At 66.3% G+C, this 13,569-nt stretch carries 10 protein-coding genes and 2 pseudogenes; 4 read left to right on the top strand and 8 right to left on the bottom strand.

The features are described 5' to 3' along the window. Positions 1-44: 44 nt before the first annotated feature. The 7 genes from GA0061098_RS24940 to GA0061098_RS24905 form a co-directional block, all read right to left on the bottom strand. A complete protein-coding gene (locus GA0061098_RS24940) occupies positions 45-1,199 on the bottom strand; it encodes an MFS transporter (protein WP_165637584.1) in 1,155 nt (384 codons plus the stop codon). 1,266 nt (positions 1,200-2,465) lie between these two features. Continuing rightward, entirely contained in the window at positions 2,466-3,698 is a 1,233-nt protein-coding gene (locus tag GA0061098_RS24930; protein ID WP_091962663.1) for a Zn-dependent hydrolase, read from the bottom strand. Beyond that, the gene (locus GA0061098_RS24925) at positions 3,691-4,476 is read right to left on the bottom strand and encodes an ABC transporter ATP-binding protein (protein ID WP_165637583.1); all 786 of its coding nucleotides are present in this window, start codon (positions 4,474-4,476) and stop codon (positions 3,691-3,693) included. The genes GA0061098_RS24930 and GA0061098_RS24925 overlap by 8 nt, the downstream gene beginning before the upstream one ends. Beyond that, positions 4,473-5,246 (bottom strand): ABC transporter permease, encoded by a 774-nt coding sequence (locus GA0061098_RS24920; protein ID WP_091962657.1) that lies wholly within the window; start codon positions 5,244-5,246, stop codon positions 4,473-4,475. The genes GA0061098_RS24925 and GA0061098_RS24920 overlap by 4 nt, the downstream gene beginning before the upstream one ends. 73 nt (positions 5,247-5,319) lie before the next feature. Continuing rightward, on the bottom strand, positions 5,320-6,264 hold the full coding sequence (locus GA0061098_RS24915; protein WP_091963144.1) for an ABC transporter substrate-binding protein: 945 nt from the start codon (positions 6,262-6,264) through the stop codon (positions 5,320-5,322). A gap of 105 nt (positions 6,265-6,369) precedes the next feature. Beyond that, the gene (gene hutC, locus GA0061098_RS24910; protein ID WP_091962654.1) at positions 6,370-7,098 is read right to left on the bottom strand and encodes a histidine utilization transcriptional repressor HutC; all 729 of its coding nucleotides are present in this window, start codon (positions 7,096-7,098) and stop codon (positions 6,370-6,372) included. Further along, positions 7,095-8,453: a formimidoylglutamate deiminase gene (locus GA0061098_RS24905; RefSeq protein ID WP_091962650.1), complete on the bottom strand. Its 1,359-nt coding sequence runs from the start codon at positions 8,451-8,453 to the stop codon at positions 7,095-7,097. The genes hutC and GA0061098_RS24905 overlap by 4 nt, the downstream gene beginning before the upstream one ends. Positions 8,454-8,537: 84 nt before the next feature. Here GA0061098_RS24905 and hutI point away from each other — a divergent pair, with 84 nt between their 5' ends. The 3 genes from hutI to hutU are packed head-to-tail and all read left to right on the top strand — an operon-like array spanning position 8,538 to position 12,988. After that, complete coding sequence (hutI, locus tag GA0061098_RS24900; RefSeq protein WP_091962645.1) at positions 8,538-9,752, top strand: imidazolonepropionase; 1,215 nt, start codon at positions 8,538-8,540, stop codon at positions 9,750-9,752. Next, positions 9,749-11,308 carry a histidine ammonia-lyase gene (gene hutH, locus GA0061098_RS24895; protein WP_091962642.1) on the top strand — a complete coding sequence of 520 codons (1,560 nt, stop codon included), beginning with the start codon at positions 9,749-9,751 and terminating at the stop codon, positions 11,306-11,308. Before hutI ends, hutH begins: the two co-directional genes overlap by 4 nt. A 9-nt stretch (positions 11,309-11,317) precedes the next feature. Beyond that, positions 11,318-12,988, top strand: a complete 1,671-nt coding sequence (gene hutU / locus GA0061098_RS24890) for a urocanate hydratase (protein ID WP_091962638.1) — start codon at positions 11,318-11,320, stop codon at positions 12,986-12,988. A 166-nt stretch (positions 12,989-13,154) separates the two neighbouring features. On the opposite strand, the pseudogene GA0061098_RS24885 reads toward hutU, so the two are convergent. Next, positions 13,155-13,307 (bottom strand): annotated as a pseudogene (locus tag GA0061098_RS24885) (TetR/AcrR family transcriptional regulator); the annotation flags it as partial. Position 13,308: 1 nt separating this feature from the next. Here GA0061098_RS24885 and GA0061098_RS24880 point away from each other — a divergent pair. Next, positions 13,309-13,557 (top strand): annotated as a pseudogene (locus GA0061098_RS24880) (ABC transporter ATP-binding protein); the annotation flags it as partial. Positions 13,558-13,569 lie beyond the last annotated feature (12 nt).

Raw genomic sequence — 13,569 nt, 5'->3', positions numbered from 1 at the left:
GGTCGGCTTCGGCTCCGCCTCAATCATGCTGGAAATGGAAGGGGTTAGGTCGCCGTGGTCTTACCCGGGTCCTTTGTGACGATGTGTGCCGTCAGCGTGACCAGACCCATCAGCGCAGCCAGCAACCAGAACGCCATGGGCAATCCGCCAAAACGTGCGACGAAGCCGACGCCGGCGGGGCCGATGAGGATTCCTGCGTAGCCCGCGGTCGTGATCGCCGCGACCGCAAGCCCCGTGGGCATCACCGTCTGCCGCGCCGCCCGGCGGAACAGCACCGGCACGAGATTCGACGCGCCGAGCCCGATCAGCAGGAATCCGCCGATGGCGACCGCTGCAATGGGCGCCGTGAGCAGGACCACGAAACCGGCGATCGCGATGAGGCTGCCCCAAAGCAACGTCGTGCGGTCGCCGATCCGCGCGACGACGGCGTCGCCGCCGAGCCGGCCCGCAGTCATCGCGATCGAGAACACGATATAGCCGGCGCCGCCTTGCGCCTCGGTGACGAGACCTGCGCCGATGACGAGCAGGGCGCCCCAATCGAGCATCGCACCTTCGACCAGGAAGGTGATGGCGCCGAGCAGCGCGAGCAGCAGCACCGATCCGTGCGGCAGCACGAACAGCGGGCCCTCCTGCACCTGCACCGAGCGAAGCAGGCGCGGCGAGGTCGCGACCATCGCGATCAGCATCATGACGGAGCAGATCAGCGTGCAGGCGAGCGTTCCGAATTGCAGCGAGAGCAGCGCCGTCATCAGCGCGGATCCGGCGAAACCCCCGATGCTGAACAGGGCGTGGAAGCCGGACATCAGCGGGCGGTGCGCGGCGCGCTCCACCTCCACGGCGTGGATGTTCATGGCAACGTCGATCGAGCCGAGCGCGGCGCCGAATGCGAAAAGCGCCAGAGCCAGCGTTGCGGGCGTAGCCGCAATCGCGAGCAGGGGCAGGACCAGCGCCAGCCCGAACCCGCCCGCAATGATGATCGGCCTGCTGCCGTAGCGCGCGCTCACGATTCCGGTCACCAGCATCGCGATGACCGAGCCGATGCCGAGGCTGAGCAGCAGCAGTCCGAGCACGCCGTCATCGACGCCGAGCCGCGTCTTCGCGAACGGCACCAGCGGCGCCCAGCACGAGATGCCGAAACCCGCGACGAGAAAGGCAAGCCGGGTCGCAAGGCGGGTCGAAGGCCGGTCGGCGGAAGACATGGAAACTCCGGGAGAGCAGGCAGGACGATCGACAAGCCCGACGATTGTCGCGACTTTATGTCTGTAGCGCGCATGAGGTGCCGCGGCCGCAGAGGCGCTTCGGTCGTTGCGTTCAATCATTGGAACCGGTGCAGATTCGCAACGCGCGCGGCCGTCTCCATACCGTCACCCTGAGGTGCTCGCCCCTTCGGCGAGCCTCGAAGGGCGACGGCCCGGCTGTGGCCGTTCATCCTTCGAGGCTCCCGGCGCGATGCTGCGCGCATCGCGCCACTCGCACCTCAGGATGACGGAGCGGGGGAGGGCCTGTGTCGCCCGCTGTCAATCCACCTTGCTTAAAATATTCCACTTTACCGAAATTCGGTTTCGGCGTATGTATCGCGCATCCCGGCTCACCAAGAGGGGCGATCATGTGTCGTCACTATCGCGAACCGGGCTTGCGGTGGACGCGGCAGCGTCGGCATGAGAGGTGCGGGCAGGGCGGGTAGTCCCTGTGAGTCCGTAACCGCGTGCGGACGAGCGGCGCTGCTAGGCTTCGTCTCGTCTGTAAGTTTCCGGCTTCGTCGACAGGGCTGGGAATACTGCGGCGAAATGGCGGGCCGTGCGTACGGCAAAACCGTGTGGTCCTGGCCGTCGTTGCTACGGTCAAGCATCTGCGGAGATGCGAGCGAACCCAACCGGGCAGACTGCATCATCCAATTCGCGGGGCGAGGGAGGCCAGAAGGAATGGTCGGCTCCCGGGAGATCACGGCATAAGCCGTCCGACCACCGCGCAGGGAAGGCCGAGTGATCGGCACCACCTGTATGCTGCTGTGCGGTTCTTCCTGCGTGTGCATTTCGCGCAGCGGACCGCGGGTGCGAGCCGGCACCCGGCCTTCCCTGCGCCCTCTTGGCTATGAGGGTAGCGAGATGAAGCAAAGCTCGGGCGAAATGCGCCGCGAGGACGCGAAGGCATGTCTGCGGCACACACACACACACGCTGTCATCGCCCGCGAAGGCGGGCGATCCAGTATTCCAGAGGCAGTTGTGACGGAATCGAGAAGCCGCGGCGTACTGGATTCCCCGCTTTCGCGGGGAATGACGGCGTCGCTTGGAGAACCAAGCCGTCACCTCATACTCCGTCATTGCGAGGAGCGCTTGCGACGAAGCAATCCAGAATCTCTCAGTGGAGAGACTCTGGATTGCTTCGCTTCGCTCGCAATGACGGTGGAGAGGGCGGGCGTCATAACTCCGCTCTCGTGCCCCGACGCAGCGCCTTCCTGGCTCGTTCTAACCCGCAAGGATCCGCCGGCAGGCGTCAACGTATACCTCCGCGCCGGTGACGATGTCGGCGTCGGCGGTGTTTTCGGTCCAGTGATGGCTGATGCCGCCGATCGACGGCACGAACAGCATGGCCGCGGGCATGACGGTTGCCAGCATCTGCGCGTCGTGGCCGGCGCCGCTGGGCATGCGGATGGATCGTCCACCGGCCAGCGCCTTGCTCGCGGCTTCGATTGCGTCCTGAAAGCCGGGATTCATCATGGCGGGCGCGCCGGTGCGGATTTTCTCGACGGTGACGCTGCAGGGACCGTTCGCGCTGGCCTCGTCCGCCATGGTCCGCAGCAACTGCTCCAGCCGCGCAATGACGGCCGGATCGTCGTCGCGGATCTGGAATAGCATCTCGGCGCCGCCCGGAATGATGCTTGGCGCGCCGGGATCGAGCGTGATGCGCCCGGTGGTCCAGACCGTGCGCGGACCGCAGGTATCAGGAAAACGCTGGTCGATCGCGACGCAGAATTTGGCCAGCGCCAGCCCCGCATCCTTGCGCACGGCCATGCGCGTAGTGCCGGCGTGATTCTGCTCGCCGGTGAAATTGATACGGTACTGCCAGATGCCGACGATGGAGGTGACGACGCCGATCGCAAGCTTGCCGCTTTCGAGCGTGTCGCCCTGTTCGATATGCGCCTCAAGATATCCGACGTGGCGGCCCGGCTCGACGCCGACGCGTGGACGGCCCGCAAGCCCCATCTCGGCGAGCGCATCGCGCATGGTGCGGCCGCTGGTGCGGTCGCGCGCGGCGTCGATCTCGGCTTCGGCCACCTGGCCGACATAGGAGCGCGAGCCGAGGAAGCTGCCGAAATGACCTTCCTCGTCGCACCAGGCGGCAACTTCGACCGCGCCTTTGACGGTCGGATCGGCATTGAGCACGCGCGCCGCCTCGAGCGCATAGACGATGCCGAGCGGGCCATCGAGCCAGCCGGCGTAGTTCTGGCTCTCCAGATGCGAGCCCGCCAGAAGTTTCAGTCCTGGCGTTGCGCTGGTGCCGAAGACGTTGCCGATCCCGTCGATCGAAGCGGCGAGGCCGGCGCCGGGCAGCTTGCGCACCAGCCAGTCGAGCGAGAGCTTGTGCGGCTCGGAGAAGGTCGGCTTGTGCACGCCGGTCTTGTAGGCGCCGATGGCGCGGAGCGCATTGAGATCGGCGAGGACGCGTGCGCCGTCGGCGGAAGGACGATTGTCAGGCATGCTCAGTAACCTTCAGCGCCTCGGTGCGGATCTCCTCGACCAGTCGTTCCTTGAGCTGGACGAATTCCGGCGTGGTCTTGATCTTGTAGGAGCGCGGATGCGGGAGGTCCACTGTGATCTCGGCCTTGATGCGGCCGGGGCGCGCGCTCATGACGATGACGCGGCTGCCGAGGAAGATGGCTTCCTCGATGTCGTGGGTCACGAACAGCACGGTTTTCTGGTCGCGCTCCCAGATCCCGAGCAACATCTCCTGCATCAATGCGCGGGTCTGGTTGTCCAGCGCGCCGAACGGCTCGTCGAGCAGCAGGATTTTTGGATCATTGGCGAGCGCACGCGCAATCGCGGTGCGCTGCTGCATGCCGCCGGAGAGCTGCTTCGGCCAATGATTCTCGAAGCCGGACAGGCCGACCTGGCGGATGAAGGCGTCGGCGATCTTGTTGCGCTCCGCCTCGGACACGCCGCGCTCGCGCAGGCCGAAGGCGATGTTCTCGCGCACGGTGAGCCAGGGAAACAGCGTGTAGGACTGGAACACCATGCCGCGATCCGCGCCGGGGCCGGTGACCTCGCGCCCGTCGAGCGTGACCCGCCCGCTGGTCGGACGATCGAGCCCCGCAACGATGCGCAGCAGCGTGGACTTGCCGCAGCCGGAGGGGCCGAGGATGGTGACGAAGTCGTTGTTGCCGATCACGAGATCGGTCGGCTCCAGCGCCTTGGTCGGTGCGTTGCCGTGGCGAGCGGGGAAGGTGCGCGAGACCTGCTCGACCTTGAGGATCGTCATGCGAGCCTCCACGGAAACAGCCAGGCGTTGAACGCCTTGAACATGAAGTCGGAGAGGAGGCCGATCAGCCCGATCACGATGATGCCGAAGATGATCTGTCCGGTGTTGAGCAGCGCCTGGCTGTCGGTGATCATGTGACCGATGCCCGAGGACGAGCCGATCAGCTCGGCAACGATGACATAGGTCCAGGCCCAGCCCAGCACCAGCCGCAGGATTTCCGCGATCTCGGGTGCGGAGGAGGGCAGCAGCACGCGGCGGATGATGCCGCGGTCCTTGGCGCCGAGTGTATAGGCTGCCTCGACCAGATCGCGCCGCGTTGCGCCGACGGTCACGGCGATCATCAGGATGACCTGGAATACCGAGCCGATGAAGATGACGAGCAGCTTCTGCAGCTCGCCGATGCCGGCCCACAGGATCAGCAGCGGAATGAAGGCGGACGCGGGCAGATAGCGCGCGAAGGAGACGAACGGCTCGAGGAACGCCTCGACCGGCTTGTAGGCGCCCATGAGCACGCCGAGCGGCACTGCGATGATCGCCGCCAGCGCAAAGCCGCCGACGACGCGCCAGATGGTCATGCCGATGTCGTAGATGAAGCCCTGCTTGGCGAGGAGGTCATAACCTTCCTGCACCATGGTGAGCGGGTTGGCGAGAAAGGTCTTCGACACATAGCCGCCAAAGGTCGCCCACGACCAGAGGGCAACGAACACCACGAAGAACGCAAGGCCGTAGGCCACGCGCTGCTTCGATGTAACAGGGTCCAGGGGACGCATCAAACTGTCTATCCGGGCGATGAAGAGAAATGCCGGCCCCGCCGCAAGACGGGACCGGCAGCGCTAGAAGAAGCTACTTGATGAAGCTGGCGTCGAAGAGATCCTCGACCTTCGGCGCGGCCTTGATGATGCCGATCTCGAGCAGCAGGTCGGCAGCCTCCTTGTTGAAGGTCAGGAAGTCGCCGGCGAAGAACTTCTGGTTCGCGGCCTTGTCCTGCCAGCGCAGATATTTCGCCGAGTTGCCGAATTGCTCGCCGCTTTGCTTCACGTCCGCGCCCATGATCTCGTAGGCCTTGGCCTGGTCCTTGGCGATCATGTCGAGCGCCTCGAAATAGCTGTCGGCAAGCGCCTTGGCGGCCTTCGGGTTCTCCGTCAGGAATTTCGGCGTGCAGCCGAAGGTGTCCATGACCATCGGATAATCGAGCGTCGTGGCGATGATCTTGCCCTTGTCGGGGGCGGCGCGCACCGTCGACAGATACGGCTCATAGGTCATCGCCGCATCGTTCTGGCCGGAGACGAAGGCCTGCGCAGCCGCGGCCGGCTCGAGGTTGACGACGGTGACGTCCTTCACCGTGAGACCGTTCTTCTTGAGCATCCAGGCCAGCGCGAAATAAGGCGAGGTGCCGGGCGCGGAGGCGGCGACGGTCTTGCCCTTCAGGTCCTTGATCGCGGCGACATCGTTGCGCACGGCCATGCCGTCGGCGCCAAAGCTCTTGTCGAGCTGGAAGATCTGCTTGGTCGCAACGCCATTGGCGTTCCAGGAGATCCAGGTCTCGACCGTGGTCGCCGCGCACTGGATGTCGCCGGACGCGATCGCGAGGTGGCGGTCCTTCTGCGGAATCTTCTTGATGGTGACGTCGAGGCCGTTCTTCTTGAAGATGCCAGCCTCCTTCGCCAGCGTCAGCGGCGCGAAGCCGGTCCATCCGGAGATGCCGATTCCGACCTTGACGTCGTCGGCGAGCACGGGAGTGGCGGCCGAAAGAGCAATGATTGTCGCAAATATCGTCGAACTACGCATGATTGTCGTCCTCTTGCCGATCGATGGATTGACGTCCTGTTGATCATTGTCGGTCCGGATGGACCGTTGCCCGAAGCGCTGCACGATTTGTGCCGACATATCCTCTCAGCCTCCCTTGAATCGCGCGACAAGGCGGTGAGAGTCACCGGGATAGAGCAGGCGCACGGCGGTGATGGTGCGTGCGCTGCGCCAGGTGTAGCGGTCGATCACGAGGCAGGGCGCGCCGACGGCGATCGCGAGCGCATCCGCCGTGCGATCGTCGGCGACGATGGCGCTGATGGTGTGCTCGGCCTCCGTCCACGGGACATGATGAAGCAGCCACGACCCCGGCGGTTCGCGCGCGAAATCCGCGGTTGCGGCCTCCGGCACCGAGGACAGGTCAATCAGCCTGTCCTCGACCGCAAAAGGCACTTTGTCGGCGCTGTGCCGGCAGCTGATCGCGACCACCTTGCCGGCCTTTTTCACGCCGAGACGGTCACGGTCGGCGGCAGTCGCAGCCCGCAGCTTGCGACCGATCAACTCGTAGCCGTAGCCGCGCCCCAGTGCGGTGATCTCGGCGCGGATGTCGGCGATCTTGAGCACCGCCGACTGATGCTGCGGCCGGCGCACAAAAGAACCGGCCCGCCGCCGCCGCTCGATCAAATCGGCCTGCGCGAGCTCCGACAGCGCCTTGTTCACCGTCATGCGCGAGCAGCCGTAACGGGCCACCAGCTCGTGCTCGAACGGAATGCGATGCCCGGGCGGCCATTCGCCGGTCAGGATGCGCGTCTCGATGTCGGCGCGGATGCGCTTATAGAGCGTCGGCTTGTCGGCGGCATCGGTCGCGAGACTCATGCGACGAGCCTCCGCACCGCAGCGTTGAAGCGCTCGCGCGCCGCCTGACGCAACTTGTGCCGGCCGCCTTCGACGACCTTGTGGCCGCCGGCCCAGACGCAATCGATCGCGCCACTGCTCGCGGCAAAGATCCAACCGTCGATGGCTGCGTCGCCGGCGCGCCCCGATAGCGAAGGATGTGCCGTGTCGAGCGTGACGATGTCGGCGCGCGCGCCCGCGGCGAGGCCGACTGTCGGCTGCGCCAGCGCTTGCGCGCCGCCTGCAAGAGCATGGTCGAATAATGTGCGACCGGTGGAACGGCCCGCGCCGCTGGAGAGCACGTTGCGCTCGCGATGCTTCAGCCGCTGGCCATATTCGAGCTGGCGCAATTCGTCGGCGACGCCGACGAGCACATTTGAATCTGTGCCGACACCAAACGCGCCGCCCGCAGCGAGAAATTCGCGCGCCGGGAAGGTGCCATCGCCGAGACTCGCTTCGGTGACAGGGCAGAGGCCTGCTACCGCGCCGGTCTTCGCGAACGCGGCGACTTCCTCATCCGTCGTGTGGGTCGCGTGGATAAGGCACCACCGCCGATCGACGGGAACGTGCTCCAGCAGCCATTGCACCGGGCGCCGTCCCGACCAGGCGAGGCAGTCCTCGACTTCCTTCACCTGCTCGGCGGCGTGGATATGCACCGGCCCGCCGTCGGCAAGCGGAATGACCGCCGCGAGCTCGTCAGGCGTCACCGCGCGCAGGCTGTGCGGCGCGATGCCGATATTGGCGTCGGGCAATGCGCTGATCGCCTTACGCGACGCAGCTATCAATGCCGCGAACTGATCGACCGAGCAGATGAAGCGGCGTTGGCCGTCATGAGGCGCCGCGCCGCCGAAGGAGCCGCGCGCATAGAAACTCGGCAGCAGCGTCAGGGCAATGCCGGAGGCTTCGGCAGCCTGCGCGATGCGCGCGGCCGTCTCGGCGGGATCGGAATAGTGCGAGCCGTCGCGATCATGATGCAGATAATGGAATTCGCCGACGCGGGTAAATCCCTGCTCAAGCATCTCGACATAGAGAAGTGTCGCGACGGCGGCAACGTCATCCGGCGTCATTGCGAGGGCGAAGCGATACATCGTCTCGCGCCAGGTCCAGAACGTGTCGGTGGAATTGCCGCGCAGCTCGGCGAGGCCCGCCATGCCGCGCTGGAACGCGTGGCTGTGCAGGCTCGCCAATCCTGGAAGCGCAATTCCGTGGCGCTCGTCGCCGGCGGCCGGCTGCACACCCGCGGACACCGCCGCGATCGCGCCGGCGGTGATCACCACCTGCACGTCATTGGCCCAGCCCGAGGGCAGAAGCGCGGAGGCGAAATGCAGTCGGGTCATGATTACACGCCGGCTGGACAGAACGGTCCCACGATTATATGTCTAGACATATAAGTCAAGCATCCCACGCGAAGGGACCGTTGCATGGCAGAGCGCTTCGACCGGATCTGGCACAATGCCCGGCTTGCCACGATGCGGGCCGACCGGCCCGATCTTGGCGAGATCGAGCGGGGCCTGATCGCCGCGCGCGGCGGCCGTATCGTTTATGCCGGTGCGCAGGCCGATTTTTCGGCGGATGCCGATGCGGCCGAACGGATCGACTGCGGCGGACGCTGGATCACGCCCGGCCTCGTCGACTGCCACACCCATCTCGTCTATGGCGGCAACCGCGCCCACGAGTTCGAGCTGCGCCTGAAAGGCGCGAGCTACGAGGAGATCGCGCGCGCCGGCGGCGGGATCGTCTCGACGGTGGCCGCGACCCGCAAGGCGAGCGAGGCAGATCTCGTCGCAAGCGCGCTGCCGCGGCTCGACGCGCTGATCGGCGAGGGCGCAACCACGGTCGAGATCAAGTCGGGCTATGGTCTCGACACCGAAACGGAGATGCGACAGCTCGCGGCCGCGCGCAGCATCAGCCGCCAGCGGCCGGTTGCGATCCGCACCTCCTTCCTCGGGGCGCACGCCCTGCCGGTGGAGGCGGAGGGTGACAAGAATCGCTATATCGATCTCGTCTGCAAGGAGATGCTGCCGGCCGTTGCGAAGGCCGGTCTTGCCGATGCCGTCGATGCCTTCATGGAGGGCATCGCGTTTTCGGCGGAGCAGACCGCGCGGGTGTTCGAGACGGCGAGAGGGCTTGGGCTGCCGGTCAAGCTTCATGCCGACCAGCTCTCGAACCTTGGCGGTGCTGCGCTCGCTGCAAGATTCTCGGCGCTGTCGGCCGATCATCTCGAGCATACTGACGAAGCCGGCGCCGCCGCGATGGCGAAGACGGGAACGGTGGCCGTGCTGCTGCCCGGCGCGTTCTACTTCATCCGCGAGACGCAGAAGCCGCCTGTCGAGGCGTTCCGCACCCACGCCGTTCCCATGGCGCTTGCGACCGACTGCAATCCCGGCAGCTCCCCGCTGACCTCGCTTCTGCTCACGATGAACATGGGCGCGACCCTGTTCCGGATGACCGTCGCCGAATGCCTCGCCGGAATCACCCGCGAGGGCGCGCGGGCGCTGGGGGTGCTCGATGAAACCGGCACGCTGGAAGCCGGGAAATGGTGCGACCTCGCGATCTGGGACATCGAGCGTCCCGCCGAGCTTGTCTACCGCATCGGCTTCAATCCGCTGCATCGCCGGGTGTGGAGGGGCCAGTGACGGAGCAGGGCACCGCGATCGTCGTCAGGCCGGGAGCGGTCAGTCTCGACGATCTCGCGCGCGTGCTGGAAGGCGCATCCGTCGTGCTCGATCCCTCGTTCTGGCCGCGCGTCGAGGCGGCAGCCGAAATCGTTGCAAGGGCCGCGCAAGCCGACGCTCCCGTCTATGGCATCAACACCGGCTTCGGAAAGCTGGCCTCGAAGCGCATTCCGCCCGATCAGACCGCGCTGCTCCAGCGCAATCTGATCGTGTCGCATTGCTGCGGCGTCGGCCCAGCCACGCCCGAGCCTATCGTGCGGCTGATGATGGCGCTGAAGATCGTCTCGCTTGGGCGCGGCGCTTCCGGCGTGCGCCGCGCGGTGGTCGAGCAGTTGCAGGCCATGCTGGCACGGGGCGTCACTCCGCTGGTGCCGCAGCAGGGCTCGGTCGGCGCCTCCGGCGATCTTGCGCCGCTCGCGCATATGACGGCGGTGATGATCGGCGAAGGGCAGGCGATCGTCGGCGGGAAAGCCGTGCCCGGCGGTGAAGCGCTGACAGCTGCCGGTCTTGCGCCATTGACGCTGGGCCCCAAGGAGGGGCTTGCGCTGATCAACGGTACGCAATTCTCGACCGCCTACGCCATTGCCGGCGTGTTGCGCGCGTTTCGCCTGGCCCGTGCGGCGCTCGTGACCGGTGCGCTGTCGGTCGACGCCGCGATGGCCTCGACGGCGCCGTTCCGTCCCGAAATCCAGGCACTGCGTGGTCATCCCGGGCAGATCGCCGCAGCCGCGACGCTTATCGCGCTGTTGGATGGCAGCGACATCCGCCTGTCCCATCTCGAAGGCGACGAGCGCGTGCAGGACCCATATTGTCTGCGCTGCCAGCCGCAGGTCGCGGGCGCAGCGCTCGACCTGATCACGCAGGCCGCGCGCACATTGATCGTCGAAGCCAACGCCGTCACCGACAATCCGCTGGTGCTGGTCGAGACCGGCGAGATCGTCTCGGGCGGCAACTTCCACGCCGAGCCCGTGGCCTTTGCTGCCGACGCGCTCGCGCTGGCGCTGTCGGAAATCGGCGCGATCAGCGAGCGGCGCATTGCGACGCTGGTCGATCCGGCGCTGAATTTCGGCCTGCCGCCGTTCCTCACCCCCGATCCCGGTATCAATTCCGGCTTCATGATCGCCGAGGTGACGGCCGCCGCGCTCTATGCCGAGAACAAGCAGCGCGCGGCAGCCTGCTCGATCGATTCGACGCCGACCAGCGCCAACCAGGAGGACCATGTCTCGATGGCCGCACACGCCGCGCGCCGCCTGTGCGACATGGCCGACAACCTCGCCGCCATCCTCGGCATCGAGCTCCTGGTCGCCGCCCAGGGCATCACGCTGCGTGCGCCGCATGCGACCAGTGCGTCGCTGGCCGCCGTCATCGCCGCACTGCGTGAGCAGGTGCCGGCGCTCGGTGCGGACCGCTACATGGCCGGCGATCTGGCCAAGGCTGCTGCGCTGATCGAGGCGGATGCGTTGCCGGCCATCGCGATCACTGCGCTTCCATCCGATCCGTTTCCGAGACTTGATTAAGAGGTCCGCATGAACCGCCGACTGGACAATGACCGCACCATCCGCGCGCCCCGCGGCAGCGACATCAGCGCCAAGAGCTGGCTGACGGAAGCGCCGCTGCGCATGCTGATGAACAACCTCGACCCTGACGTCGCGGAGCGCCCGAGCGAGCTCGTGGTCTATGGCGGCATCGGCCGCGCCGCGCGCGACTGGGAGAGCTTTGACCGGATCGTTGCGGCCTTGCGCAGGCTCGAAGGCGACCAGACGCTGCTGGTCCAGTCCGGCAAGCCGGTCGGCGTGTTCCGCACCCATGCGGATGCACCGCGCGTGCTGATCGCGAACTCCAACATCGTGCCGCACTGGGCGACGCTCGATCATTTCAACGAGCTCGATCGCCAGGGCCTGATGATGTACGGCCAGATGACGGCCGGCTCCTGGATCTACATCGGTAGCCAGGGCATCGTGCAGGGCACGTACGAGACCTTCGTCGAGGTCGGCCGCCGCCATTATGGCGGCAGCCTTGCCGGCAAATGGATTCTCACCGCCGGCTTGGGTGGCATGGGCGGTGCGCAGCCGCTGGCCGCGACCATGGCCGGCGCTTCAATGCTCGCGGTCGAATGCCAGCCGAGCCGCATCGAGATGCGGCTGCGTACCGGCTATCTCGATCGACAGGCCGCAACGCTCGACGAAGCGCTGGCGATCATGGAAGATGCCGCCAAGACGAAGAAGGCGATCTCGGTCGGCCTGCTCGGCAATGCCGCCGAGATTTTCCCGGAGCTCGTGCGCCGTGGCGTCAAGCCGGACGTCGTCACCGACCAGACCAGCGCGCACGATCCAGTCAACGGCTACTTGCCGAAGGGCTGGACGCTCGCTGATTGGGAAGCCAAGCGCGGCTCCGATCCGAAGGGGGTGGAGCGCGCGTCGAAGACGTCGATGGTCGAGCACGTCCAGGCCATGCTGGATTTCCATGCCCAGGGCATTCCAACGCTCGATTACGGCAACAACATCCGCCAGATGGCGCAGGACATGGGCCTGAAGAACGCCTTCGATTTCCCCGGCTTCGTGCCCGCCTATATCCGTCCTTTGTTCTGCCGCGGCGTCGGGCCGTTCCGCTGGGCCGCGCTCTCGGGCGATCCGGAGGACATCTTCAAGACCGACGCGAAGGTCAAGGAGCTGATGCCTGATGACAAGCATCTGCACAATTGGCTCGACATGGCGAAGGCGCGCATCAAGTTCCAGGGCCTGCCGGCGCGGATCTGCTGGGTTGGCCTCGGCGATCGCGATCGACTCGGCCTTGCCTTCAACGAGATGGTGGCGCGCGGCGAGCTCAAGGCGCCGATCGTGATCGGCCGCGATCATCTCGACAGCGGCTCGGTGGCGAGCCCCAATCGCGAGACTGAAGCGATGAAGGACGGATCTGATGCGGTGTCCGACTGGCCATTGCTGAACGCGCTGCTCAATTGCGCCAGCGGCGCGACCTGGGTGTCCCTGCATCATGGCGGCGGCGTCGGCATCGGCTATTCCCAGCACGCCGGCATGGTGATCGTCGCTGACGGCACGCCGGAAGCGGCCAAGCGGATCGAGCGTGTGCTCTGGAACGACCCGGCCACCGGTGTCATGCGCCATGCCGACGCGGGCTACGAGACCGCGATCGACTGCGCCCGCGACAAGGGCCTCGATCTGCCGAGCCTTTCGAAGTAGCTAGCCGCGGGCTCGATCAACCTCTCCCGCTTGCGGGGGAGGTCGGCGCGGAGCGCCGGGTGCGAGCTCTCTCCAATCAGGGAGTCTCTTGCGGAGGCACGCCCATCCCAGCCCTCCCCCGCAAGCGGGAGAGGGAGCGCACCTCCTTCGGGGCAGCGTCGCCGATTCAGCCGCTCACCAGCAGCTTCGGCATCGTCGTCTTCGCGCCGTCCATGAAGGTCTGGACGGCGTCGCGGACGATGGCGTCGAGATCGGGCGGGATCGGCGTCTCGTAGATGAATTTTCGGATGGCGAGATAGAAGATGTGGCCGTGCAGGCCCCCCAAGATGATCCTGCTGGATGAACCCTCGGAGGGCATCATGCCCGTCCTCGTCGAGGAGATGGGCGTGCTGTTCCGCCGCCTGCGTGACGAGGGCAAGACATTGCTGCTGGTGGAGCAGAACGTCGAATGGGCTCTTCGATTGGCCGACCGCGCCGTGATCATCGACCAGGGCGAGGTCGTGCATCAAAGCAGCGCGGTGGCGCTGCTCGCGGACAAGGACATCCAGGAACGCTACTGCGCGGTCTGACGTCTGGGCCCT

The organism is Bradyrhizobium shewense (assembly GCF_900094605.1).
GTDB classification, from domain to species: Bacteria; Pseudomonadota; Alphaproteobacteria; order Rhizobiales; family Xanthobacteraceae; genus Bradyrhizobium; species Bradyrhizobium shewense.
The sequence above is the reverse complement of the archived record's forward strand: the minus strand, read 5'-3'. Positions and strand labels throughout refer to the sequence as shown.

What these genes read in the sequence shown, in the direction of transcription:
- hutC (WP_091962654.1), bottom strand. Translation starts at nt 7,098, where the DNA reads ATGAGTCTCGCGACCGATGCCGCCGACAAGCCGACGCTCTATAAGCGC.
- GA0061098_RS24905 (WP_091962650.1), bottom strand. Translation starts at nt 8,453, where the DNA reads ATGACCCGACTGCATTTCGCCTCCGCGCTTCTGCCCTCGGGCTGGGCC.
- hutU (WP_091962638.1), top strand. Translation starts at nt 11,318, where the DNA reads ATGAACCGCCGACTGGACAATGACCGCACCATCCGCGCGCCCCGCGGC.
- GA0061098_RS24915 (WP_091963144.1), bottom strand. Translation starts at nt 6,264, where the DNA reads ATGCGTAGTTCGACGATATTTGCGACAATCATTGCTCTTTCGGCCGCC.
- GA0061098_RS24920 (WP_091962657.1), bottom strand. Translation starts at nt 5,246, where the DNA reads ATGCGTCCCCTGGACCCTGTTACATCGAAGCAGCGCGTGGCCTACGGC.
- GA0061098_RS24940 (WP_165637584.1), bottom strand. Translation starts at nt 1,199, where the DNA reads ATGTCTTCCGCCGACCGGCCTTCGACCCGCCTTGCGACCCGGCTTGCC.
- hutI (WP_091962645.1), top strand. Translation starts at nt 8,538, where the DNA reads ATGGCAGAGCGCTTCGACCGGATCTGGCACAATGCCCGGCTTGCCACG.
- GA0061098_RS24925 (WP_165637583.1), bottom strand. Translation starts at nt 4,476, where the DNA reads ATGACGATCCTCAAGGTCGAGCAGGTCTCGCGCACCTTCCCCGCTCGC.
- GA0061098_RS24930 (WP_091962663.1), bottom strand. Translation starts at nt 3,698, where the DNA reads ATGCCTGACAATCGTCCTTCCGCCGACGGCGCACGCGTCCTCGCCGAT.